Origin of the sequence: Kitasatospora albolonga, from assembly GCA_002082585.1 — a bacterium.
GTDB classification, from domain to species: Bacteria; Actinomycetota; Actinomycetes; order Streptomycetales; family Streptomycetaceae; genus Streptomyces; species Streptomyces stephensoniae.
This window is the reverse complement of sequence record CP020563.1, coordinates 6,159,208-6,181,253: the sequence shown is the minus strand read 5'-3', so window position 1 is coordinate 6,181,253 and position 22,046 is coordinate 6,159,208. Positions and strand designations below refer to the sequence as shown.

Below are 22,046 nucleotides of genomic sequence, written 5' to 3'. Positions count from 1 at the left end.
TTTTGTCTGGGGCGGAATCCTTGCGAGCGTAGCGTGACTACAGCGTCGCAGTCCGCACAGGAGCGGAGATCCGTGCTGCGTGATTGCGTTCTGCCGTTCACGCTGCCCGCACCCGCCGGGGGCCGGGGCCACCGCCGTGGGCGACAGCCCCCGCGCAGCTCACCGATCGATCGTGCGAGGTCATCGGCCTTACCTTTTCACCCGAATGCTCCAGGTCAAGGACCGCCTCGCCGCGCGTCGCCGTTGCGTGAGGCCGGGCGCGTCAACCTCCAGCCGTCGCCTTCGCGTTCGACGAACCCCAGTGAGTGAAGTTCGTACAGTCGCCCGACTGTTTCGTCGGTGGAGGTCCCCGCCGCCCGGGCGAGGTCACGGGGGTGGGCCAGGCCGTGGTAGGGAAGGGCGTCGAGGACCTTCGCCGCCGCCGCGTCCAGCCGGTCCCGGGGCAGCACGGGGCCGCGCCGCTCCGGTGCGAGGTCCCCGATGTCCCCGATCAGCTCGGCGACTTCGGACGCGTCGGTGACCAGCACCCCTTCGCCGCGCAGCAGTTCGTGGACCCCGGCCGACAGTCCGCTGGTGACGGGCCCGGGCACACCCATCGCGAACCGGCCGAGCCGCTGTGCCTGACGGGCGGTGACGAGGGAGCCGCTGCGGTACTCGGCCTCCACAACGACCGTCCCCCTGGTCAGGGCGGCGATCACGCGGTTGCGCAGGACGAACCTGCTGCGGGTGGGGTGGGCGCCCGGTGGCAACTCCGCGATCACCAGCCCCTGTTGCACCACCCGCCCGAGCAACTCCGCGTGGCCGCGCGGGTAGGGTACGTCGACACCGCAGGCCAGCACCGCCGCCGTCGCGCCGCCCACGGCCAGCACCCCCCGGTGCGCCGCCCCGTCCACCCCGAACGCAGCGCCGGACACCACCACCCAGCCGCGCTCGGCGAGCCCGGCACCGAGGGTGGCCGCCATATGGGCCCCGTACGGGGTGCAGGCACGCGCACCGACCACCGCGACCGAGCGCAGGGCCCACAGCCGCAGGTCCGGCCGCCCCCGCACCCAGAGCCCGACGGGCCGCGCGTCCCCCAGGTCGTCGAGCTGGCTCGGCCACTCCCGGTCCCCCGGGCAGACGAAGCGCCCGCCCACGGCGGCGACGGCCGCGAGATCCCGCTCGGGTTCGGCCGCCGCCGCGCGGAGCCGGTAGCCCTCCAGCCGTACGGCGCTCATCCCCCGCAGCCGCTCGGCGGCCCCGTCCGTGACGCGGAGCGCCCGTAACAGCTCGACGGGCCCGGTCCGCCGCAGCCACCCCCCGGCACGCTCGTCCCCCGGCTCCAGCACCCGGGTCAACGCTGCCCGCGCCAACCGCTCACCATCCGACACCCGCCCGGCCCCCAGCTCCGCCCCGCCCTCTTCCCCCGACCACCCCCGCCCCACCCCAGACTCCGGCCGCTCCGACACCTGCTCCCCCCGAATTCCAGGCTCCAACCGCCCCTGGCCAGGCTCTGACCCCCGCCCGCCGCTCGCCCGGCGTAGGGCCATGGACCGGCCGCTCCTGGCCAGGCACCGCCCTCCGCTCCGTACCCAACTCCGGGCCGCCCGCATCCCCCGACCGCCCCAGTCCCACCCCGAGCCCCGCCCTCCACTCATCCGGCGCAGGCCCATGGACCGCCCGCCCCCCGCCCCGGCACCCCCGCGTCCACCCCGCTCACAGCGCCCCCGCCTCCATAGGAGCCCCCCGCTGGATGCCGGTCCGCAGTTCCAGGGCCACCGCGATGTCGCGGGCCTCCGGGCGGGGAGCGCCCCTGAGGTCCGCCACTGTCCAGGCGACCCGCAGCACCCGGTCCAGGCCCCGGGCCGTGAGCAGGCCGCGTTCCAGGTCGCGTTCGGCGGCGGCCAGCGCCCCGGGGGCCGCGAGCAGCCGGGTCCGCAGTTCGTGGCCGGGGACCTCGCTGTTGGTGGTCCACGGGGTGCCGGTCAGCCGCTCCGCCGCCCGGGCCCTGGCCTCCTGTACCCGTGCGGCGACCACGGCCGTCGGCTCGCCCCGGCCGCCCTGGCCCAGGAGGTCCGCCCGGTCGACCGGCTCCACCTCGACCCGCAGGTCCACCCGGTCGAGCAGCGGTCCGGACAGGCGTGCCTGGTAGCGGCGGACCACCGAGGGCGGGCACTCGCAGCCCGCGCCCGTGAGGGTGTGCCGGCCGCAGGGGCACGGGTTGGCGGCCAGCACCATCAGGAACCGGGCGGGCAGCCGCACCACCCCCGCCGCCCGGGCCACCACCACATGGCCCGACTCCAGCGGCTGGCGCAGCGCGTCCAGGGCCTTGCCCGAGAACTCCGGAGCCTCGTCGAGAAAGAGAATCCCGCGGTGTGCGAGCGACACCGCTCCCGGCCTCGGCATCCCGTTGCCCCCGCCCACCAGGGACTGCATGGTCGCCGAGTGGTGCGGGGCGCAGTAGGGGGCCCGGGAGACCAGCGGTTCACCCGGGGGGAGGATGCCCGCCACGGAGTGGACCGCCGTCACTTCGAGGGATTCCTGCCGGGTCAGCGGCGGCAGGACCGCCGGGAGCCGCTCGGCCAGCATGGTCTTTCCCGCACCCGGCGGGCCCGAGAACAGCAGATGGTGTCCCCCGGCCGCCGCCACCTCCAGGGCCTTGCGGGGGCGTGGCTGTCCCGCCACATCGGCCAGGTCCGGGATGTGGCCCCCACCGCGCGCCGAGGCCGGGGCAAGACAGGCGCCGAGGCCCGTGCCCGGGACCATCAGCCCGGCGAGCATCGCGTCGGGGCGGCCCCGGTCGTCGGCGGGCTCCTCGGGCACCGGCTCGTCGCAGAGGACGGCGATGAGCTGGCGCAGGCTCCGGACGCCGAGGACCGAGACGCCCGGCACCAGGGCGGCCTCACCGGCCGTCTGCTCGGGGACGACGACGTGCTCGTACCCCGCCTCGGCCGCCGCGAGGACGGCGGGGAGCACGCCCCGTACCGGACGGACCCGGCCGTCCAGGCCCAGTTCGCCGATCATCACCACATCGGCGATGGCGGCGGGGTCGATCCGCTCCGCCGCGCCGAGGGCCGCACAGGCCACGGCGAGGTCGAAACCCGAACCGCTCTTGGGCACGGAGGCCGGGGAGAGCCCGACCGTGAGCTTCTTCTGCGGCCACTCGGCCCCGGAATTGACCACCGCGGCCCGCACCCGGTCCCGGCTCTCGATCAGGCTCTTGTCCGGCAGCCCGACCAGGGTGAAGGCCGCGACGCCGGGCTCCAGGTCCGCCTGGACCTCCACCACCACGCCCTCGACGCCGACCAGCGCCACGGAATACGCCCGTGCGTACCCCATCAGGACACCCCCCGCGCATGCTCGGTGACGGGAGCGCCGCGCCGGGGCACGAGCACCCCGACCAGGTCGATCCGGACCCCGCCGACCGGCGGTCCGCCGTGCCGGTCCAGCCAGATCCCGGCGAGCCGCCGCAGCCGGTCCGCCTTGACCGGGGTGACCCCGGCCATGGGATGTTCGAACCCGTCCGACCTGCGGGTCTTCACCTCGCAGAAGACCAGTGCGTCGCCGTCCCGGGCGACGATGTCGATCTCTCCGGCGCGACAGCGCCAGTTGCGCTCGATCACGGCCATTCCGGCGTCGGCCAGCAGCCGTGCCGCCAGATCCTCGCCGTACCGCCCGAGTGCCCCCCGTGCGTTCATTCGGCACCACCTCCGGGACCGACTCTGACCCGGCCGCCGGAAAGTTGTGGATCTTGGTGGAAAACTCTCCCGATGTGGAAAACCCGGCCACCCACATGGGTGACCGGGTCGGTACCGCGTCTCGCACGAATCGGCGGCCCCGGGCCTGCGGGCCGCGCGGGGTCAGCCTCCCGGAAGTTCCAGATCGCTCTTGTTGAGCTCCTCGATGTTGACGTCCTTGAAGGTCAGCACGCGGACCTGTTTGACGAATCTGGCGGGCCGGTACATGTCCCAGACCCAGGCGTCCGCCATGGACACCTCGAAGAAAACCTCGCCCTGGACGGAGTGCACCTGCATCTCGTAGTCGTTGGTGAGGTAGAAGCGCCGTTCGGTCTCGATCACATATTTGAACAGACCGACGACATCGCGGTACTCCCGGTAGAGCTTCAGCTCCATCTCGGTCTCGTACTTCTCGAGGTCCTCGGCGCTCATGGCATGTTTCCCCTTCAGCCGTGCGTCCCCCCATTGTGCGTCAGCCTTCGACGCCCCTGGACGATTAGACGATTTCGGGGGCGAGGACCGACGGAGCACGCGGGGGACCCTCGTCGAGGAGCGTGCGCAGCAGCTCGGCGAGTCTGGTCGGGTACACCGTCTCACGCGTCGCGAGAAGTTCGGCGGAGGTCCACCACCTCAGACCGGCGACGCTGCGCAGTTCCAGCTCGGTGAGGCCCCGGGGATCGGTGGCGGTCCGCTCCGTTCGGGCCAGGAAGTACCACTCGTCCTGGTCCCAGCGCCGCCCGTCGAACGGGAAGGAGCAGATCCGCTTCCAGATCACCGGGCCCAGCTCGATGCCGGTGATCCCGGTCTCCTCGGCCACCTCGCGGCGGGCCGCCTCCTCGTGGCTCTCGTCGCCCTCCAGGCCGCCGCCGGGCGTGAACCACCAGTCGTTGCCGGGGTCGCCGGGCTCATGGCCATGCAGCAGAAGGATGCGGTCGTCGGGGTCCAGGAGCACCACCCGGGCGACCCTGCGCCGCGCGCCGGTCACCGGGCGGCCCCGGCGGCCCGCCTGCGGGCGGAGCGGGCGGCGACCGGCCCGTACGCCGCTCCGCCCAGGATGAGGACCACGCCCACCAGCGCCGCCCCCACCTGGAGCGGGAGCGGGCCGTCGGCGGAGACCCCGCCGGGCAGCGCGGCGAAGGAGGCGGGGCGGCCGATCATGCCGTTCATCGGCCAGGCCACCGCGTCGACCCGGCCCTGGACGGCGCTCAGGGGTACGGAGCCCTGTCCGGCGTCCTCCAGATGGACCCGGGAGTCCAGGGAGGTGGACCGCTCGTCGCCGAGGAGGAAGATCTGCCCCTCGGGCACCTCGGCGGAGAAGTCCTGCGGCGAGGCGGGCGCCGGGGTGCCCCCGGTGGCGGTGCCCCGGTTCAGATAGGGCTCCTCGACGGGTGTCCCGTTCACGGTGAGCCGCCCGTCCTCGCCGCAGCAGGCCACCGTGTCGCCGCCCACGCCGACCACGCGCTTCATCATGGGGGTGTCCCCCCAGACCTTGTCGGTGAAGACCACCACGTCGCCGCGGCGGACATCGGCGCTGTCGATCCGCTGCGCGAGCACCCGGTCGCCGACGTTCACCGTGGGGGACATCGAGGCGGTGGGGACGGCGTACGGCTTGTAGACCACCGCCGCCCAGAGGAACCCGCCGAGGAACAGCACACAGCCGACGGCCACGGCCAGGCCCGACACCATGGCGCCGGTCCGGCCGCGGCCGTCCTGACCACTTCGCGTACCGCTCATCCCAGCGCTCCCCCATCGGAGATCGACAATCGCTGATCCGAGTCGGCACCCTACCCGGCGGTACGCCCGGCGGTCAGCCTCCTGCGCCGCCAGAACACCAGGGGCAGCGCTCCGGCCACGCCCAGTGCGGCCGGGGCCATCGCGGCGGCCGCGTTCAGGCCGGGCTGGTCGAAGGTGTCGGGGATGGGCAGGGTCGCCCAGCGGCCGATGGGCCAGGCCACGACGATCGCGCGGCCGACGACCTCGTCGTTGGAGACGGTGCCCTGGCCGGGAAGCTCCTGGTGGTAGCGGGAGTCCAGGGAGTTCTGCCGGTGGTCGCCCATGACGAAGATATGACCCTTCTCGACCTTGATCGGTCCGAAGGGCCTGTCGTTGCACGGGGTGTTCCCCGGGAAGATGAACGACTTCTCGTCGAGCGCCTTGCCGTTGACCGTGACCGGTCCGTTCTCCTTGCACTCCACGGTGTCACCGCCGATCGCGACGACCCGCTTGATCAGGTCCTGCTGCTCCGACGAGGGCATCAGGCCGATGAAGCTGAGGAACTTCTGCGCCACGTTGGGCTCCGGAACGGCGGTGTCGGCCAGCCAGCCGCCCGGGTCGTGGAAGACCACGACCTCGCCGCGCTGCGGCTCCGCGCCGAACCAGGGGGTCAGCTTGTCGACCAGCACCCGGTCGCCCCGTTGCAGGGTGTTCTGCATGGAGTCCGAGGGGATCGAGAACGCCTGGATCAGGAACGTCTTGATCAGCAACGCCAGGATCAGCGCGATACCGATGAGCAGCGGCAGCTCCATCCAGAAGGAACGCTGCCTTCTGGGGGGCCTGCCGCCGTCGCCGTCCGGCGTACCGTCACCGCCGCCTGGACGGTTGCCGTCGCCGCCCGGCGTACCGCCGTCACCGTCCGGCGGGACCGCCCCCCCGCCCGGGGCGGGCTCGCCGCGCCCCGGCCGGTCCTCGGGTTCGTCGTGTCCGGATCGTGCGCCGACCGCCAAATCCCCCACATCCACTCCTCAATACGTGCCACTGCCCGCGCCCGATCCGGTGCAGGCCCACCACTCCCATAACGAGCGGGAGTTCCGCAGGGGTCGGGAGCCGGACCATTCCGTCCCGATCCGGAGTGGCAACCCTATGCGACGGGGCCGGAACCGCTGCCTCCGCTCGGCTCGCGCGCTCCACGGCGGCGAAGGTCTCGCGCTCCTCCAGGGTGCTCCAGTTGCCGAGCGGCCAGGCGATCACCACGGCACGGCCCACCACCTCGTCCTCGGAGACCGTGCCCTTGTCGGGCTCGTCGAGGTGGAAGCGGGAGTCGGCGGAGTTCGACCGGTGGTCGCCCAGCATGAAGAGCCGCCCCTGCGGAACCCTCACCTCGAACTGAACGGTGGAGGGCCGGTCGTCCGGGTGCAGATAGGGCTCGTTCAACGGTACGCCGTTGACGGTGACGCGGCCGTCCTCGCCGCAGCACTTCACGGTGTCGCCGCCGACGGCCACCACGCGTTTGATCAGGTCCTGCTCGTCGTCGGACGGCAGCAGCCCGATGAAGGTCAGCGCCTCGGTGAGCTGCTTGACGCCGACCGGCGGGTCCTCCTTCTCCCCGGCGTTCTCCTGCTGGAGCCAGCCGCCGGGGTCCTTGAAGACGACGACGTCGCCGCGCTGCGGTTTCGATCCGAACAGCGGGGTCAGCTTGTCGACCAGGACGCGGTCGCCGATCTGGATGGTCTGTTCCATCGACCCGGACGGGATCACGAACGCCTGGACGAGGAAGGTCTTCAGGACGAGCGCGATCAGCAGCGCCATCACGATGAGGACCGGTATCTCCTTCACCGCGGACCTGCGGCGCTTGCGCCGGACCTTCTTGGCGAGCCTGCGGCGCTCGGCCCGGGTCGGCAGCGAGCGGGGCGTGGTGGGCCGGCTCCCGGTCGGCAGGGAGGCGTGGGGGTCCGGGGCGCCGCGCGGGCGCCCCCGGTTACCCATGCGCCCTGCCGGGTTCCCGTACGCCGTCGAAGGCGCCGGTCCCCTCCAGGCCGCCGATCCGGCCGGGCGGCCAGCCCAGCCAGTCCACCCGGCCGATCACCCGGTCGACGGGGACCATCCCGCCCCCGGGCGATCCGAGGCGGTCGCGGGAGTCGCTGGAGCGGCTGCGGTGGTCGCCCAGCATCCAGAGCGTGCCCTGCGGTACGACGATGTCGAACGGTGCCCGGGAGGCGGTGTCCCCGGGGTGGAGGTACGGCTCGTCCACCGGCGCCCCGTTCACCTCCAGCCGTTCCCGCGCGTCGCAGCAGACGACGCGGTCGCCGCCCACGCCCACCACGCGCTTCACGAAGTCGGTGTCGGCGGGCTCGGCCAGGCCCAGGGAGGACGCCGTCCAGCGCGCCAGCGAGGCGACCGGGTTCTCGTCCGGGTCCTCCCGGACGAAGGAGCCGGTCCCGTCGAAGACCACGACGTCGCCGCGCTCGGGCACGGAGCCGAACCGGTACGCCAGTTTGTTGACGAGCACCCGGTCCCCGACCCGCAGCGTGGGCTCCATCGAACCGCTGGGGATCAGGAAGGGCTGGACCACGAAGGCGCTGAACAGCAGCAGCGCGACCGTGCCCGCCACCCCCACGAGGAGGATGCGTCGCCGCCAGGGCCGTACGGAGACGGCGGTGTCCCGGACACGCGAGAAGCGCGACCCCTCCTCGGACCCGGCGGGGGGTTCCGAGGAGCGATCGCGCTCCGAGTGCTCTGCTTGGGTGTCCATCGCGGCCGAATCCTATCCGGCCGCGCTGTGAACCCGGGAAGCAGCTCAGTTGTCGCGCTTCTCCTTGATCTTCGCGGCCTTGCCGCGGAGCTCACGGAGGAAGTACAGCTTGGCGCGGCGGACGTCACCGCGGCTGACGAGCTCGATCTTCTCGAAGATCGGGCTGTGCACCGGGAAGGTGCGCTCGACGCCGACGCTGAAGGAGACCTTGCGGACCGTGAAGGTCTCGCTGACGCCCGAGCCCTGGCGGCGGATGACGACGCCCTTGAACTGCTGGATACGGGAGCGGTTGCCCTCGATCACGCGCACGTGGACGTTGACGGTGTCACCGGGACGGAACGCCGGGACGTCCGAGCGGAGGGTGGCGGCGTTGACGCCATCGAGCAGGGAAGACATGAATTCTGCTTTCTTCGCCGATGCCACAGGTCATCGACGGAACATCGAGAGGATTTCGGAGTGCTGACCGCGTCGGGCGGGCGTCTGTCCCCCTGTGGCAGGGGCGCACGCCGGACGTACAGCAGCGGCCTATTCTTCCACGGCGGGGGGCCTGCGCCAAAATCGGCCGCCGGGCTCCGGCGCGAAGCCGAGGATGGAGAGGATCTCGCGGTCCTTCTTGTCGAAGGCGCTCGCCTCGCACCGCTCGATCAGATCGGGCCGGTTGAGGGCGGTACGGGCGAAGGCCCGGTCCCGCCGCCAGCGCGCGATCTTCCCGTGGTGGCCGCTGAGCAGGACGTCCGGGATGCCCCGGCCGCGCCACTCGGGCGGCTTGGTGTAGACGGGCCCCTCCAGGAGGTTGGCCATGGCGCCGGGGGCGAAGGAGTCGTCGCGGTGCGATTCGGCGTTGCCGAGGACCCCCGGCAGCAGCCGGGCCACGGCCTCCGTGATCACCAGGACGGCGGCCTCCCCGCCGGCCAGCACATAGTCACCGATGGAGACCTCGACGACCGGGAGCCGGGTGGCGTACTCGTCGATCACCCGGCGGTCGATGCCCTCGTACCGCGCGGGGGTGAAGACCAGCCAGGGCTTCGCGGAGAGCTCCACGGCCAGTTCCTGGGTGAAGGGGCGGCCGCTGGGCGTGGGCACGACGAGGACCGGGGAGTGCGCGCCGGACTCGTACCCGTCGGCCAGGGCCTCGTCCAGGGCCTCGCCCCAGGGCTCGGTCTTCATGACCATGCCGGGGCCGCCGCCGTAGGGGGTGTCGTCGACCGTGTTGTGCCGGTCGTACGTCCACTCCCGCAGGTCGTGGACGTGGACGTCGAGCACCCCGCGGGCGCGGGCCTTGCCGACCAGCGAGACGTTCAGCGGGTCCAGGTACTCGGGGAAGATCGTGACGACGTCGAGCCGCATCAGGAGCCCTCGCCCTTCGGCGTCCCGTCGGCCTGCTCCCCGGCCTGCTCCTCGTCGCGGGAGGAGGCCACCACGGCCTCGCTCTCGTCGATCAGGCCGGGCGGCGGGTCGATGACCGCGCGCTGCTCCTCCAGGTCGATCGCGGTGACGATCTCCTCCACGAAGGGGATCATCACCTCGCTGCCGTCGGGCCGCTCCACGATGAAGAGGTCCTGCGAGGGCAGGTGGGAGATCTCGGTGATCCGGCCGATCTCCGTACCGTCGGCGAGGACGACGTCCAGGTCGATCAGCTGGTGATCGTAGAACTCGTCCTCCTCCTCGGGCAGCTCGGCCGGGTCCACCTCGGCGATCAGCAGGGTGTTGCGGAGCGCCTCGGCGCCCGTGCGGTCGCGTACGCCCTCGAAGCGCAGCAGCAGCCGCCCGCTGTGCACCCGGCCGGACTCGATCGTGAGCGGGCCGGTGGCCGCCGGGTCGGTGGCCAGGACGGCGCCGGGCCCGAGCCGCAGCTCCGGCTCGTCCGTTCGTACCTCGACGGTGACCTCGCCCTTGATGCCATGGGCGCGGCCGATCCGCGCAACTACCAACTGCACGCTGTTCTCCGATTGATGGGGTGGCCGACGGCTTGACGGGGGTGGCCGACGACAAAGGCCGGGGACGGCTCGAAAGCCCTCCCCGGCCCTGGCCGGTGTTCAACTGCGGATCAGCGGACCTGGTCCACGTCGACGAGGTCGACCCGGATGCCACGGCCGCCGATGGCGCCCACGACGGTCCGCAGGGCGCGGGCGGTACGGCCGTTGCGGCCGATCACCTTGCCGAGGTCGTCGGGGTGGACCCGGACCTCCAGCACGCGCCCGCGGCGCAGGGTGCGCGAGGCCACCTGCACGTCGTCGGGGTTGTCGACGATGCCCTTCACGAGGTGCTCGAGAGCCTCCTCGAGCATGCTCAGGCCTCGGTCGACTCGGTGGACGCGGCAGCGTCAGCAGCCTCGTCCGCCTTCTTGTCGGACTTCTTGGCCTTGGGGGTGATGGCCTCACCCTTGGCCTCGTCGCCGTCCGCGGACAGCGCCTCGAACAGGGCACGCTTGTCAGCCTTGGGCTCCGGCTGCAGCAGCGGCGCGGGGGCCGGGAGGCCCTTGTGGGCCTGCCAGTCACCGGTGAGCTTCAGGATCGCGAGGACCGGCTCGGTCGGCTGGGCGCCGACGGACAGCCAGTACTGCGCACGCTCCGAGTTGACCTCGATGCGCGAGGGGTTCTGCACCGGGTGGTACAGGCCGATCTCCTCGATGGCCCGGCCGTCACGGCGGGTACGGGAGTCGGCGACGACGATGCGGTAGTGAGGCGAACGGATCTTGCCCAGACGCTTCAGCTTGATCTTGACTGCCACGGAAGTGGTGTCTCCTGGTCTATGACGTGGTTGGGCACAACTAGATGCCACGTGGGGTTGCGGTACTCGGAGTGCCCGATGGACGCGTCAGCCGGAGGAGAGAGGGGTCCTGTGCGACTGTCGAGTACAGCTAGCCATTGTGCCACACCACTTCGCCTCACCTCACCGCGACCGCCGCTTCCGGGATCTGGAACGGCTTGCCGCAGCCACCGCAGACGATCGGCGCCTGGGCCAGGACCGAGGGGACGACCCGGACGTTGCGTCCGCAGTCGCAGACGGCCTTGACCCGGACCCCTCCCCCGGAGGAGCCGTGCCGGGCGGCAGGGCCCCGGAAGGAACGCTTGGTGTCGGCGGCGGTGGCGACCGTGTGCGCCTTGAGGGCGCGCTGGAGCCGTTCGGTGGTCGGGCGGTACCGGCGCTTGGCCTCCGGATTCAGCGTGACCAGGGAGAATCCGCTGCTGGGGTGGGGTTCCTCGGCATGGTCGAGGCCCAGCTCCTCGGCGATCGCGAGGAAGCGTCGGTTGTGGTAGCGGCCGGCGCGGGAGGTGTCACGGACTCCTCTCGCGGCGGCGATGCCGTGGACTGCCTCGTGGAGCAGTCGTTCGAAGGAGAGCTCGGCGCCACAGGCGGACGAGGACTCTCCGATCAGGGACTCGGGCGCGGCCAGATCGGGCAGCTCGGGGTGGTACCGCTGAATGTCGGCCCACGCCTGTGCCAGCTCTGCGGCAAGTACAGGTGGTGTCGTGCTCACGTCGTGACAACGAGCCCGGGTGCTCCGGTGTTCCTATTCCGGGGCATCCCAAATAATTTGCACGTACCAGTCAGTTGCTCGTGATGTGCCCTGGATGCGTCCGGACGCGGGCGGGTGCGCCGAACTGCGGAGAAGACGCACAGCTCGCACCAAGGTGGTGCACAGCGTGCGGTGCGCCGGCGCGCGGGATGTGGGGTGCGCCGGCGCCCGGCGCCACTTACGGGCCCGGTGGTGAGAGTACCGGGCGGGCCGCTCGACGTGCCCGGTGCCCGGTGTCGGGTAAGACTGGTCCGAAGAGCAGACGCGGTACGAGGGCACGTGCGGCTCCGCCGGGTCGCGTACGGCTCCGTCGGGCCGGACCTGGCTCACAACGGCGTGAAAAGACCTGGCGCGGCGTTCCGCCGACGGGGCGCACGGGCGGGGTACGCAATCGGTGCCCCACAACCCCTGGACGGAACGGCGGATGCGCAGTTCCCTGGCATACGGGGGGTGCGGACATACGCACGCGGGGGCCGTCCACTCGGGCAAGACCGACCTCTTGGCGGATTGGGGCGCTTTCCATGACACCAACGCTCGTCCGGAACCTCCGGGACGCGGATTCCTCCGCGCTCGCGGAAGCCGGTACCCGTGCCCGCGACTGGGCCGAGATCCAGGAACGCATGCTGGCACCGCTCTACGAGGCGGTGTACGACCGGCTCGAAGTCGGGACCGCCACCCGGATGCTGTCGCTCGGCTGTGGCTCCGGGCTCGCCATGCTCGTCGCGGCGGCCCGGGGGGCGCAGGTCACGGGTGTGGACTCCGACCGGGAGCGCCTGGCGCTGGCCCGTGAGCGGCTGCTGCCCAACGAGGGCACGGAGGGCGCGGAAGGCGCGCCCGCGCACCGGGCCCGGCTGCACGACACCGGGCTCCCCCCGGCCGCCGGCGCGGACGGGGCACCGTACGACCTGATCACCGTGTTCGAGCCGATCGGCTGCGCGGCCGGTGACACCGAGGGGCTGGTGCCGGCGCTGCGGGCGGCCGTTCCGCTGGCCGTCCGGGGCGCGACCGTGGTGCTGACCGGCTGGGGCCCGCCGGAGCGGTGTGCCACGGCGCCGGTGCTGCGGGTCGCGGCCCGGCTGACGGAGTCCGCGCGTCCGCCCCGGCCCGGCGGGTGGCGGCCGACCCTCCGGGACGACCTGGAGGACGTGGCCGCGCGGGCGGGTCTGAAGCCGGACGGTTCGGGGCGGGTCTCCTGCCCCTTCGGGTACGCGGACCCGGACAGCGCGGTGCGCGGGCTGCTGTCGACGGGGCTCTTCGACGCCGCCGTACGGGCCACCGACCGCTCCCAGGTGGAGAAGGAGGTCGCGGAGGCGCTGCACCCCTATCTGCGGCCGGACGGCACGGTGTGGATGCCGAACGTCTTCCGTTACCTGATCTGCACGACCTGACGGGCGGCTGTTCGAAACGCGCGTAAGGGGCGCCCTCTCTCAAGGGCGCCCCTTACCTGTGTCCGCTGTGGCCGGTCAGCCCATGAACTTCTTGAACTCGTCCGGCAGCTCGAAGTTCTTGTCGCCCTGGGCCGGGAGCCCGAACGCGCCACCCTGGGCGGCGGCCTGCTCGCGGCGCTCCGCGGCGGCGGCCTCCTCTGCCTTGCGCTTCATCGGGTTGCCGCTCTTGCGCTTGCCCTTGGCCTGCTTGACCTGCTTCTTCTGGCGGCCGGGGCCACCGCCCATGCCGGGCATCCCCGGCATCCCGGGCATGCCGCCGCCCTGGGCCATCTTCGACATCATCTTGCGGGCCTCGAAGAAGCGCTCCACCAGGCTCTTGACGGCGGAGACCTCGACGCCCGAACCCTTGGCGATACGGGCCCGGCGCGAGCCGTTGATGATCGTCGGCTCGGCGCGCTCCTTGGGCGTCATCGACTTGATGATCGCGGCGGTGCGGTCGATGTCGCGCTCGTCGATGTTGTTGATCTGGTCCTTGATCTGCCCCATGCCGGGCAGCATCCCGAGCAGCTTGGAGATGGAGCCCATCTTGCGGACCTGCTCCATCTGGGCCAGGAAGTCGTCAAGGGTGAAGTCCTTCCCACCCTTGCTCGACTGGAGCTTCGAGGCCATCTTGGCGGCCTCTTCCTGGCTGAACGTCTTCTCCGCCTGCTCGATCAGGGTGAGCAGGTCACCCATGTCGAGGATGCGGGAGGCCATCCGGTCCGGGTGGAACGCGTCGAAGTCCTCCAGCTTCTCGCCGTTCGACGCGAACATGATCTGCTTGCCCGTGACATGGGCGATCGACAGCGCGGCGCCGCCTCGGGCGTCACCGTCGAGCTTGGAGAGGACCACGCCGTCGAAGCCGACGCCGTCGCGGAATGCCTCGGCGGTGTTGACCGCGTCCTGGCCGATCATCGCGTCGACGACGAAGAGGATCTCGTCGGGGCTGACGGCGTCGCGGATGTCCGCGGCCTGCCGCATCAGCTCCTGGTCGATACCGAGGCGGCCGGCGGTGTCGACGATGACGATGTCGTGGACCTTGGCGCGGGCGAACTCGATGGAGTCCTTGGCGACCTGGACCGGGTCGCCGACGCCGTTGCCCGGCTCGGGGGCGTAGACCGCGACGCCTGCGCGCTCGGCGACGACGCTCAGCTGGTTGACGGCGTTGGGGCGCTGGAGGTCGCAGGCGACGAGCAGCGGGGAGTGGCCCTGGCCCTTGAGCCAGAGGCCGAGCTTTCCGGCCAGCGTGGTCTTACCGGCACCCTGGAGACCGGCGAGCATGATCACGGTGGGCGCGGTCTTGGCGAACCGGAGCCGCCGGGTCTCGCCGCCGAGGATGGCGACGAGCTCCTCGTTGACGATCTTGACGACCTGCTGGGCGGGGTTCAGCGCCTGGGAGACCTCGACGCCGCGCGCCCGCTCCTTGATGTTGGCGATGAAGGCCCGGACCACGGGGAGGGCGACGTCGGCTTCCAGCAGGGCGATACGGATCTCGCGTGCCGTGGCGTCGATGTCCGCCTCGGACAAGCGGCCCTTGCCCCTGAGGTTCTTGAAAGTCGCGCTAAGGCGGTCGGAGAGAGTATCGAACACGGCGCTCGTCGGTCCTCAGGGTCGGGGGCGGGGCAGGTCAGTCGCCCTCCAGGGTATCCGGCCCCCGGAGAAGCCGAAGCCCTCGCCCGGAAGGTTCCGGGCGAGGGCTTTCCACGGGGTGTCAGCCGAGGGCCTTCTCGACCTCACGGGCGACCTCGGCGGCCCGGATCTCCGGCAGCGGTTCGCCGTCGGTGCCGGTGACGTAGAAGGCGTCCACCGCGTTGGCGCCGAGGGTGGAGACATGGGCGCTGCGCACCCGTACCGCGCTCCCCTCCAAGGCGTTGCCGATCCGGTGCAGCAGCCCCGGGGCGTCCTGGGCGCGGACCTCGATGACGGTGGCCCGGCGGGAACCGGCCGCCGCGACGGTGACCCGGGGCGGCGGGGCCTTCACGCCCCGGCGGCGCGGATAGGCGGCCTCCCGCTCCGCGAGCCGGGCGCGGATGTCGAGGGAGCCGTCCAGGGCGCGTACGAGGTCGGCGCGGAGCCGGGCGGCCTGCGGGAGGGACCCGTACTCGGCCGCCACCCGCCAGCTGAGCAGCAGCAGGTCCGCCCGCTCCCCCACCTCGTTGGGGAGCTCCACCGCGCGCAGGTCGGCGGCGCGCACGGTGAGGCGGTGCAGGGCGAGGACCCCGGCGGCGGCGGGCAGGACGCCGGGGCGGTCGGGCAGGGCGATGAGCAGTTCGACGCCGACGGGTTCCACTTCCCCGTCCCCGGCGGGCTCCTCGGGCCGGGTGTGCAGGGTGAGGACGGGTTCGCCGGTGCGCAGGGCCTCGATGGCGAGGCGTTCGTGCTCGGCGCTGGGCGGGGCCTCCTCCGGCTCCTCGGGGGCCTCCCCGGCGAGGACGGCGGCGACGCGTTTGACCAGGTCGGCGACGAGGGAGGCGCGCCAGGCGGACCAGGCGGCGGGCCCGGTGGCGAGCGCGTCGGCCTCGGTGAGGGCGTGCAGCAGTTCCAGGGTGGAGGCGCTGGAGACGGCCTCGGCGACCGACCGCACGGTGGCGGGGTCGTCCAGGTCGCGCCGGGTGGCGGTCTCCACGAGCAGCAGATGGTGGCGTACGAGAGTGGCGATGACGCCCACGTCGTGCTGGTCGAAGCCGATCCGGGTGGCCATGTCGCGGGCGATGACCTCACCGGCCACCGAGTGGTCGCCGGGCCAGCCCTTGCCGATGTCGTGGAGGAGGGCGGCGACCAGGAGGAGGTCGGGGCGGTGGACGCGGCGGGTGAGGGAGGCGGCGCGGACGGCGGTCTCCACCAGGTGCCGGTCGACGGTCCAGGTGTGGACGGGGTTGCGCTGGGGGCGGCAGTGGACGCGTTCCCAGTCGGGCAGCAGCCGGGTGATGATCCCTTCCGCTTCGAGGGCCTCCCAGACGCCGACGGTGGCCTCCCCCGCGCCGAGCAGGGTGACCAGCTCCTCGCGGGCCTCGGGCGGCCAGGGGACCGGCAGCGGCCGGACGGTGGTGGCGAGGTGGCGTACGAGGTGGCGGGAGAGCGGCAGCCCGGCCTCGGCGGCGGCCGCGGCGGCGCGCAGGGTGAGGACGGGGTCGCGGTCGGGGCGGGCGGCCCGGGCGAGGACCACCTCGCCGTCGGCCTCCACCACGCCGTCGGCGAGCGGGGCGCGCTCGGGGGCGGCCTTGGCGCCGAGGCCGCCGCTGAGCATGGCGCGGAGCCGGGGGCGGACCGAGCGGGCGCGCAGGACCCGGTTGACCTCGCGCCAGGTGACGTCGGTGGCGTACGAGACCGTCCGGGCGGCCTCGTACACCTGGCGCAGCAGCGCGTCGGCGTCGAGCAGGCCGAGCGCCCCGGCGACCTGGTCCTGTTCCTGGAGGGCGAGGCGGTCGGTGGCGCGGCCGGTGGTGAGGTGGAGGGCGTCGCGGGCGTCCAGGAGGGTGCGGCGGGCCTGGTCGAGCCCTTCGCGCGGGGCGTCGGCGACCCAGGAGGCGGCGACCGCGCGCAGGGCGGTGGCGTCGCGGAGGCCGCCCCGGGCCTCCTTGAGGTCGGGTTCCAGGAGGAACTGGAGCTCGCCCGCCCGCTCGGCCCGTTCCTGGCAGAGCTCGTGGAGGGCGGGGAGGCGTTTGGGGGCCTGGTTGCGCCAGTCGGCGAGGATCGCGGTACGCAGGGAGGCGACGAGCCCGAGGTCCCCGGCGACCGGGCGGGCGTCCAGCAGGCCGAGCTGGACCTTGAGGTCCTCCCCGGCGGTCTTCCGGGCCTCGCCGGGGGTGCGTACGGAGTGGTCGAGGGCCAGGCCCAGGTCCCAGACGGGGTACCAGACGGCGTCCGCGAGGGCCGAGATCGCCGCCGCGTCGGCGCTGCCGTCGTGCAGGAGGAGCAGGTCGAGGTCGCTGCGCGGGGAGAGTTCGGCCCGTCCGTAGCCGCCGACGGCGACGAGGGCGGCACCGCGCACCCCGGCGCGGTTCGCCGCCGCCGTGAACAGGCCGGTGAGCCAGTCGTCGGTGAGCCGGGCGAGGGCCGCACGGCGCGGCGGCCCGGACCGCACCTCCTGCTGGAGAAGGTGCAGCCGGGCCGCCGCGTAGCCGCCGGGTCCCGGGTCTTCGCTTCCGGTGATCGCTTCGATGCTCGTCACCCAGGTGCCTTCCGTTCGGTGGGGCCTCGGTCAGGGGCGCCCGTCCGGTGTGCGGGGCCGTCGGTCGGGGGGCGTCGGGCCGGGGCCTCGACCAGGTCCGTCGGTCGGGGGCCTCGGTCGGGGCGTCCGGTCGGGCGTCGGAGCCTCGGTCGGGGCCCTCAGTCGGGCGTCCGACCCGACGCCGGACCCTGGGCCGGGGGCGTCCGGCCGGGCCCGTCGGTCGGATGCCCCTGGTCGGATGCCCCGGTCGGGGGCATCCGATCGGGTGCAGGACCCTCGGCCGGAGTACATCCCGGTGCGGGGCCCCCGGGCCGGGGGAGCCTGCTCCGGAGCCCTCGGCCCGGGGCGTCCGGCCAGCAGCCGGTCCCTCAGCCGGAGCGCTCGTCCGGTGTGCGGGGCCGTCGGCCGGGCGGCGTCCGATCAGGTGTCGGACTCCCGACCGGGGAGTGCCCGATCGGGTGCCGGACCCCCGGTCCGAAGGCCAGAAGCCCGGCGGGCGGACGCCCGGCCGAGGGAACCCCGGCCCGGAGCCCTAGGCCGGGAGCCTCCGACCAGAAGCCGGACCCCGGCCGACGGTCGTCCGGCCAAGTACCGGACCCCCAGCCCGGCCAGGAGCCGGAACCTTCAGCCGGAGTACGTTCCGGCCAGGTACCGGGACCCGACGCCGAATCCTCCGAACGAGTGCCGGAGCCTCGGCCGAAACGTCCCGGCCGGGAGCCGGAACCTTCGGCCGGGGGTGTCCGACCAGGTACCCGGGCCCTTGGCCGAGGCGTCCGGCCAAGGGCCGAAGCCTCTAGCCGGAGTATGCCCCGGCCAGGTGCCGGATGCCCGGCGCCGGGGCCTTCGGCCGGAGTGCGTCCGGCTCCTGGCTCGCGGGTCCTGGCTTCCAGCTCCCGACCGGCACCTCCGTCAGCGGGCCCGGCTTCCAGCTCCCGGCCGACATCCCCGCCAGAGAGCCCCGGCTTCCGGCTCAGCTCCCGGCAGGAGCCTCCGCCAGAGGGTCCCGGCTCCCGGCCAGCACCCGTCAAAGGGCCCCAGCTTCCAGCTCCCGGCGGAAGCCCCCGCCAGAGAGCTCCGGAGTAAGGCCCCAGAGGACCCCGGAGACCCCCAGAGACCCCCGATCAGCCCCTCAGAGCGCGTCCGGGCCGCGTTCGCCGGTCCGGACCCGGACGGCGGTCTCGACCGGGACGCTCCAGACCTTCCCGTCCCCGATCTTGCCGGTACGGGCGGCCTTGACGACGACCTCGATGAGCTGTTCGGCGTCCTCGTCCTCGACTAGGACCTCGATCCGGATCTTGGGGACCAGGTCGACGGTGTACTCGGCGCCCCGGTAGACCTCGGTGTGGCCGCGCTGACGCCCGTAACCGCTGGCTTCGGTGACGGTGAGCCCCTGAACACCGAAAGCCTGGAGGGCCTCCTTGATCTCGTCCAGCCGGTGGGGCTTCACGACCGCGGTGATGAGCTTCATGCGTCCACCTTCTTTGCCTTCGGTGCTGCCGTCGGGTCCGTCGCGGGGGCGGTGGTGCGGGCGACCGAGCCGCCGCCGGTGCCGCTGAAGTCGTACGCGGTCTCGGCGTGCTCGACCTGGTCGATGCCGGAGATCTCGTCGTCCTCGGAGACCCGCATCCCGATGGTCCTGTGCAGGATCAGGGCGATGAGGCCGGAGACGACCAGAGAGTACGCGAGGACCGCGACCACGCCGACGATCTGCTTGCCGAGCTGTTCGACACCGCCGCCGTAGAAGAGGCCCTTGGCGTCGGACTGGACCCCGCCGGTGGCGAAGAAACCGACCAGGATGGAGCCGATGATGCCGCCGACCAGGTGGACGCCGACGACGTCCAGGGAGTCGTCGTAACCGAACTTGTACTTGAGGCCGACGGCCATGGCGCAGAGGACACCGGCGATGACGCCGACCGCGATGGCGCCGAGCGGGGAGACGGAACCGCCCGCGGGGGTGATCGCGACCAGACCGGAGACCGCGCCGGAGGCGGCGCCGAGGGTGGTGAAGGAGCCGTGGCGCAGCTTCTCGTAGACGAGCCAGCCGAGGACGGCGGCGGCGGTGGCGACCTGGGTGTTGAGGAACATGACCGCGCCGACGCCGTCGTCGTTGCCGAGCCAGGACCCGGCGTTGAAGCCGAACCAGCCGAACCAGAGGAGGGCCGCGCCGAGCATGACGAGCGGCAGGCTGTGCGGCCGCATCGGGTCCTTCTTGAAGCCGATGCGCTTGCCGATGACGAAGATCACGCCGAGGGCCGCGGCACCCGCGTTGATGTGGACCGCCGTACCACCGGCGAAGTCGATGACGCCCATCTCGAAGAGCCAGCCGCCCGAGCCCCAGACCCAGTGGGCGACGGGGAAGTAGACGATGGTGACCCACAGGACGATGAACAGCGCCCACGCGGTGAACTTCACGCGGTCGGCGAGCGCACCGCTGATCAGGGCCGGGGTGAGGACGGCGAACATCAGCTGGAAGGCGGCGAAGACGTACACCGGGATGGTGGTGCCGTCCCAGAGCTCGGTGATGCCGATCCCGCTGAGGCCGACGTAGTCGGAACTCCAGCCGATGACCGAGCCGATGTCGGAGCCGAAGGCGAGGCTGAATCCGTAGAGCACCCACAGGACCGTGACGATCCCGAGGCTGATGAAGCTCATCATCAGCATGTTGAGGGTGCTCTTGACGCGGACCATGCCTCCGTAGAAGAAGGCCAGGCCGGGGGTCATCAGCATCACCAGGGCCGAGCAGATGAGCATGAACCCGGTGTTGGCGGCAGACAGCTCGGGGGCGTCTGCGGCAAGCGTCGTGATGCCTGGGGGCATCGGCGTCTCCTCGTCGTCGGAGCGGCCGCGGCGTGCGGGGGAAAGCTGCGGGACCACTGGGAAAGGTGCGGGCCGGTCGGGGGGTCTGCGGCGGATCGTGGCCGGAGACCTTCCGTGGGCCATGAGATTGGCGGAGCACCGTTTCCGGGGAAGCCGCACGATGTTTCGCGAGCGTGACGAAGAGGTGGTGCGTGTTACGTCGGAATGAATCCCGGATGGCGGCCTCGGTGCGCTGCCTACCATGCGGCCCACGCCGCATACGGTCCGGCCGAAACGCCGCCGGGGTACCTCAGGGGGCGGTACGACGCGAACCGGCCGCGGCTCCTCTCCGGGTGACCAGGCGATGGGGGAGCCGAGTCGGGTTGTACGGAGGGGTGCCGCGGCCGGGGCCGTGGGTGCCGGGTCAGACCGCTTCGGCGGTCTCCGGCAGCTGTTCGCTGAGCAGGTCGGTGAGCCGGGCGACCTCGGCGACATCGCCGAAGTCCCTGGCAGCGGTGTCGACGGTCTTGCGCAGCCGGGTGTTGACCCGCTCGGAGCGGACCTTCTTGGCGATCTTCAGGGCGCGGGCGGCGAGCACGGTGGACTGCTCGGGCTCGCGCTGCAGGAGATGGACGGTGGCCATGCCGATCAGGTTGAGCGCGTAGGAGCGCTGGTGCTCGTCGTCCTCGCCGAACAGCTCGACGGCCTTCTCCATGACGGGCTCGGCGAGCGAGGCGTAGGTGGGGCTGCGGCCGGCGACATAGGCCAGGTCACGGTAGGAGTGGGCGTTCTCCCCGTTGAGCTCGGCCTCGGAGAAGAAGCGAATCCAGTCGGGCTCGGGCTCGCCGTCCAGTCCGGCGTCCAGGAAGGTGTCCTCGGCCATCCGGACCGCGCGCTTGCACTTGCTGGGCTGGCCCATGTTGGCGTAGGCGCGGGCCTCCATCGCATACAGCATGGCCTGCGTACGGGAGGTGGCGCAGTCGCGGCTGCCGTACTGGGCGAGGTGGATCAGCTCCAGGGCGTCGTCGGGGCGGCCCAGGTGGATCATCTGGCGGCTCATGCTGGAGAGGATGTAGCTGCCGAGCGGCTTGTCCCCGGCCTCCTTGGCGGCGTGCAGGGCGAGCACGAAGTACTTCTGGGCGGTGGGCTGGAGGCCGACGTCGTAGCTCATCCAGCCCGCCAGCTCGGCCAGTTCGGCGGCGCAGCGGAAGAGGCGCTGGGCGGTGGGGCCCGGCTGCGGTTCCTGGAGCAGGTCGGTGACCTCGTGGAGCTGCCCGACGACGGCCTTGCGGCGCAGTCCGCCGCCGCACTGGGCGTCCCACTGCCGGAACATCGTGGTGGTCGACTCCAGCAGGTCCAGCTCGGGGCCGGAGAGCCGGGAGGGCCTGCGGGCGGCGGCCTCCGACTCGGGTTCGCCCGGGCTCTTGGCCGGGACGGGCACCAGCCAGCGCTGCATCGGCTCGATCAGGGCGGGCCCGGCGGCCAGCGCGAGCGAGCTGCCGAGGAAGCCCCGCCGGGCGAGCATCAGGTCGCTGCGGGAGAACTCGCTGAGCAGGGCGACGGTCTGCGGTCCGGCCCAGGGCAGGTCGACCCCGGCCACCGAGGGCGACTGGTGCGCGGTGCGCAGCCCGAGGTCCTCGACGGCGACGACCGCGCCGAAGCGTTCGGAGAACAGCTCGGAGAGGATGCGCGGGATCGGCTCGCGCGGCTGCTCGCCGTCGAGCCAGCGCCGCACCCGGGAGGTGTCGGTGCTGATGTGGTGGGCGCCCATCTGGCGCGCCCGCCGGTTCACCTGGCGTGCGAGCTCGCCCTTGGACCAGCCACTGCGTACGAACCAGGACCCCAACTGCGCGTTGGGCTGCTTCCCCGTCTCCGTATCGCCTGCGCCGCTGCCGCTCACCGGAACGCCCCCATTCCCCGTCATCCCCGTTCATCCTTCGTCGCGCAT

21 protein-coding genes are annotated in these 22,046 nt (G+C 72.5%); 1 reads left to right on the top strand and 20 read right to left on the bottom strand.

The window, feature by feature from the left end:
* Positions 1 to 215 precede the first annotated feature (215 nt).
* The 15 genes from B7C62_27425 to B7C62_27355 all read right to left on the bottom strand — a co-directional run bounded on the left by B7C62_27425 (position 216) and on the right by B7C62_27355 (position 11,665).
* Positions 216 to 1,385 (bottom strand): DNA protecting protein DprA, encoded by a 1,170-nt coding sequence (locus B7C62_27425; GenBank protein ID ARF77396.1) that lies wholly within the window; start codon positions 1,383 to 1,385, stop codon positions 216 to 218.
* A gap of 310 nt (positions 1,386 to 1,695) precedes the next feature.
* Entirely contained in the window at positions 1,696 to 3,318 is a 1,623-nt protein-coding gene (locus B7C62_27420) for an Mg chelatase-like protein (protein ARF75570.1), read from the bottom strand.
* Positions 3,318 to 3,677, bottom strand: a complete 360-nt coding sequence (locus tag B7C62_27415) for a hypothetical protein (protein ID ARF75569.1) — start codon at positions 3,675 to 3,677, stop codon at positions 3,318 to 3,320. The genes B7C62_27420 and B7C62_27415 overlap by 1 nt, the downstream gene beginning before the upstream one ends.
* Positions 3,678 to 3,839: 162 nt before the next feature.
* A complete protein-coding gene (locus tag B7C62_27410) occupies positions 3,840 to 4,148 on the bottom strand; it encodes a protein often found in actinomycetes clustered with signal peptidase and/or RNaseHII (protein ARF75568.1) in 309 nt (102 codons plus the stop codon).
* A gap of 64 nt (positions 4,149 to 4,212) precedes the next feature.
* Positions 4,213 to 4,701: a DNA mismatch repair protein MutT gene (locus B7C62_27405; GenBank protein ARF75567.1), complete on the bottom strand. Its 489-nt coding sequence runs from the start codon at positions 4,699 to 4,701 to the stop codon at positions 4,213 to 4,215.
* A complete protein-coding gene (locus B7C62_27400; protein ID ARF75566.1) occupies positions 4,698 to 5,450 on the bottom strand; it encodes a signal peptidase I in 753 nt (250 codons plus the stop codon). The genes B7C62_27405 and B7C62_27400 overlap by 4 nt, the downstream gene beginning before the upstream one ends.
* Before the next feature lie 50 nt (positions 5,451 to 5,500).
* Positions 5,501 to 6,439, bottom strand: a complete 939-nt coding sequence (locus B7C62_27395; protein ARF75565.1) for a signal peptidase I — start codon at positions 6,437 to 6,439, stop codon at positions 5,501 to 5,503.
* On the bottom strand, positions 6,342 to 7,418 hold the full coding sequence (locus B7C62_27390; protein ARF75564.1) for a signal peptidase I: 1,077 nt from the start codon (positions 7,416 to 7,418) through the stop codon (positions 6,342 to 6,344). The genes B7C62_27395 and B7C62_27390 overlap by 98 nt, the downstream gene beginning before the upstream one ends.
* The gene (locus B7C62_27385; protein ARF75563.1) at positions 7,411 to 8,184 is read right to left on the bottom strand and encodes a signal peptidase I; all 774 of its coding nucleotides are present in this window, start codon (positions 8,182 to 8,184) and stop codon (positions 7,411 to 7,413) included. The genes B7C62_27390 and B7C62_27385 overlap by 8 nt, the downstream gene beginning before the upstream one ends.
* Before the next feature lie 45 nt (positions 8,185 to 8,229).
* On the bottom strand, positions 8,230 to 8,580 hold the full coding sequence (locus B7C62_27380) for a 50S ribosomal protein L19 (protein ID ARF75562.1): 351 nt from the start codon (positions 8,578 to 8,580) through the stop codon (positions 8,230 to 8,232).
* A gap of 129 nt (positions 8,581 to 8,709) precedes the next feature.
* A complete protein-coding gene (locus B7C62_27375; GenBank protein ID ARF75561.1) occupies positions 8,710 to 9,531 on the bottom strand; it encodes a tRNA (guanosine(37)-N1)-methyltransferase TrmD in 822 nt (273 codons plus the stop codon).
* The gene (locus B7C62_27370) at positions 9,531 to 10,121 is read right to left on the bottom strand and encodes a ribosome maturation factor RimM (protein ID ARF75560.1); all 591 of its coding nucleotides are present in this window, start codon (positions 10,119 to 10,121) and stop codon (positions 9,531 to 9,533) included. The genes B7C62_27375 and B7C62_27370 overlap by 1 nt, the downstream gene beginning before the upstream one ends.
* 110 nt (positions 10,122 to 10,231) lie before the next feature.
* Positions 10,232 to 10,471 (bottom strand): hypothetical protein, encoded by a 240-nt coding sequence (locus B7C62_27365; protein ARF75559.1) that lies wholly within the window; start codon positions 10,469 to 10,471, stop codon positions 10,232 to 10,234.
* A gap of 2 nt (positions 10,472 to 10,473) precedes the next feature.
* Positions 10,474 to 10,914 carry a 30S ribosomal protein S16 gene (locus tag B7C62_27360; GenBank protein ARF75558.1) on the bottom strand — a complete coding sequence of 147 codons (441 nt, stop codon included), beginning with the start codon at positions 10,912 to 10,914 and terminating at the stop codon, positions 10,474 to 10,476.
* Positions 10,915 to 11,071: 157 nt separating this feature from the next.
* On the bottom strand, positions 11,072 to 11,665 hold the full coding sequence (locus tag B7C62_27355; protein ARF75557.1) for a hypothetical protein: 594 nt from the start codon (positions 11,663 to 11,665) through the stop codon (positions 11,072 to 11,074).
* A 560-nt stretch (positions 11,666 to 12,225) separates the two neighbouring features.
* Between B7C62_27355 and B7C62_27350 the strand changes: the two genes are divergently transcribed.
* Positions 12,226 to 13,092, top strand: coding sequence for an SAM-dependent methyltransferase (locus B7C62_27350; GenBank protein ARF75556.1), 867 nt, complete (start codon positions 12,226 to 12,228; stop codon positions 13,090 to 13,092).
* Between the two features lie 75 nt (positions 13,093 to 13,167).
* Here the strand turns inward: B7C62_27350 and B7C62_27345 are convergent, their stop codons facing one another.
* From B7C62_27345 to B7C62_27325, 5 genes are all read right to left on the bottom strand, one after another.
* Entirely contained in the window at positions 13,168 to 14,721 is a 1,554-nt protein-coding gene (locus B7C62_27345; protein ID ARF75555.1) for a signal recognition particle protein, read from the bottom strand.
* Between the two features lie 121 nt (positions 14,722 to 14,842).
* Positions 14,843 to 17,302: a [protein-PII] uridylyltransferase gene (locus B7C62_27340; protein ID ARF75554.1), complete on the bottom strand. Its 2,460-nt coding sequence runs from the start codon at positions 17,300 to 17,302 to the stop codon at positions 14,843 to 14,845.
* A 1,129-nt stretch (positions 17,303 to 18,431) separates the two neighbouring features.
* Entirely contained in the window at positions 18,432 to 18,770 is a 339-nt protein-coding gene (locus B7C62_27335) for a transcriptional regulator (protein ARF75553.1), read from the bottom strand.
* Positions 18,767 to 20,119: an ammonia channel protein gene (locus tag B7C62_27330; GenBank protein ARF75552.1), complete on the bottom strand. Its 1,353-nt coding sequence runs from the start codon at positions 20,117 to 20,119 to the stop codon at positions 18,767 to 18,769. Before B7C62_27330 ends, B7C62_27335 begins: the two co-directional genes overlap by 4 nt.
* 403 nt (positions 20,120 to 20,522) lie before the next feature.
* Positions 20,523 to 21,998 carry a hypothetical protein gene (locus B7C62_27325; GenBank protein ID ARF75551.1) on the bottom strand — a complete coding sequence of 492 codons (1,476 nt, stop codon included), beginning with the start codon at positions 21,996 to 21,998 and terminating at the stop codon, positions 20,523 to 20,525.
* Between the last annotated feature and the right edge of the window lie 48 nt (positions 21,999 to 22,046).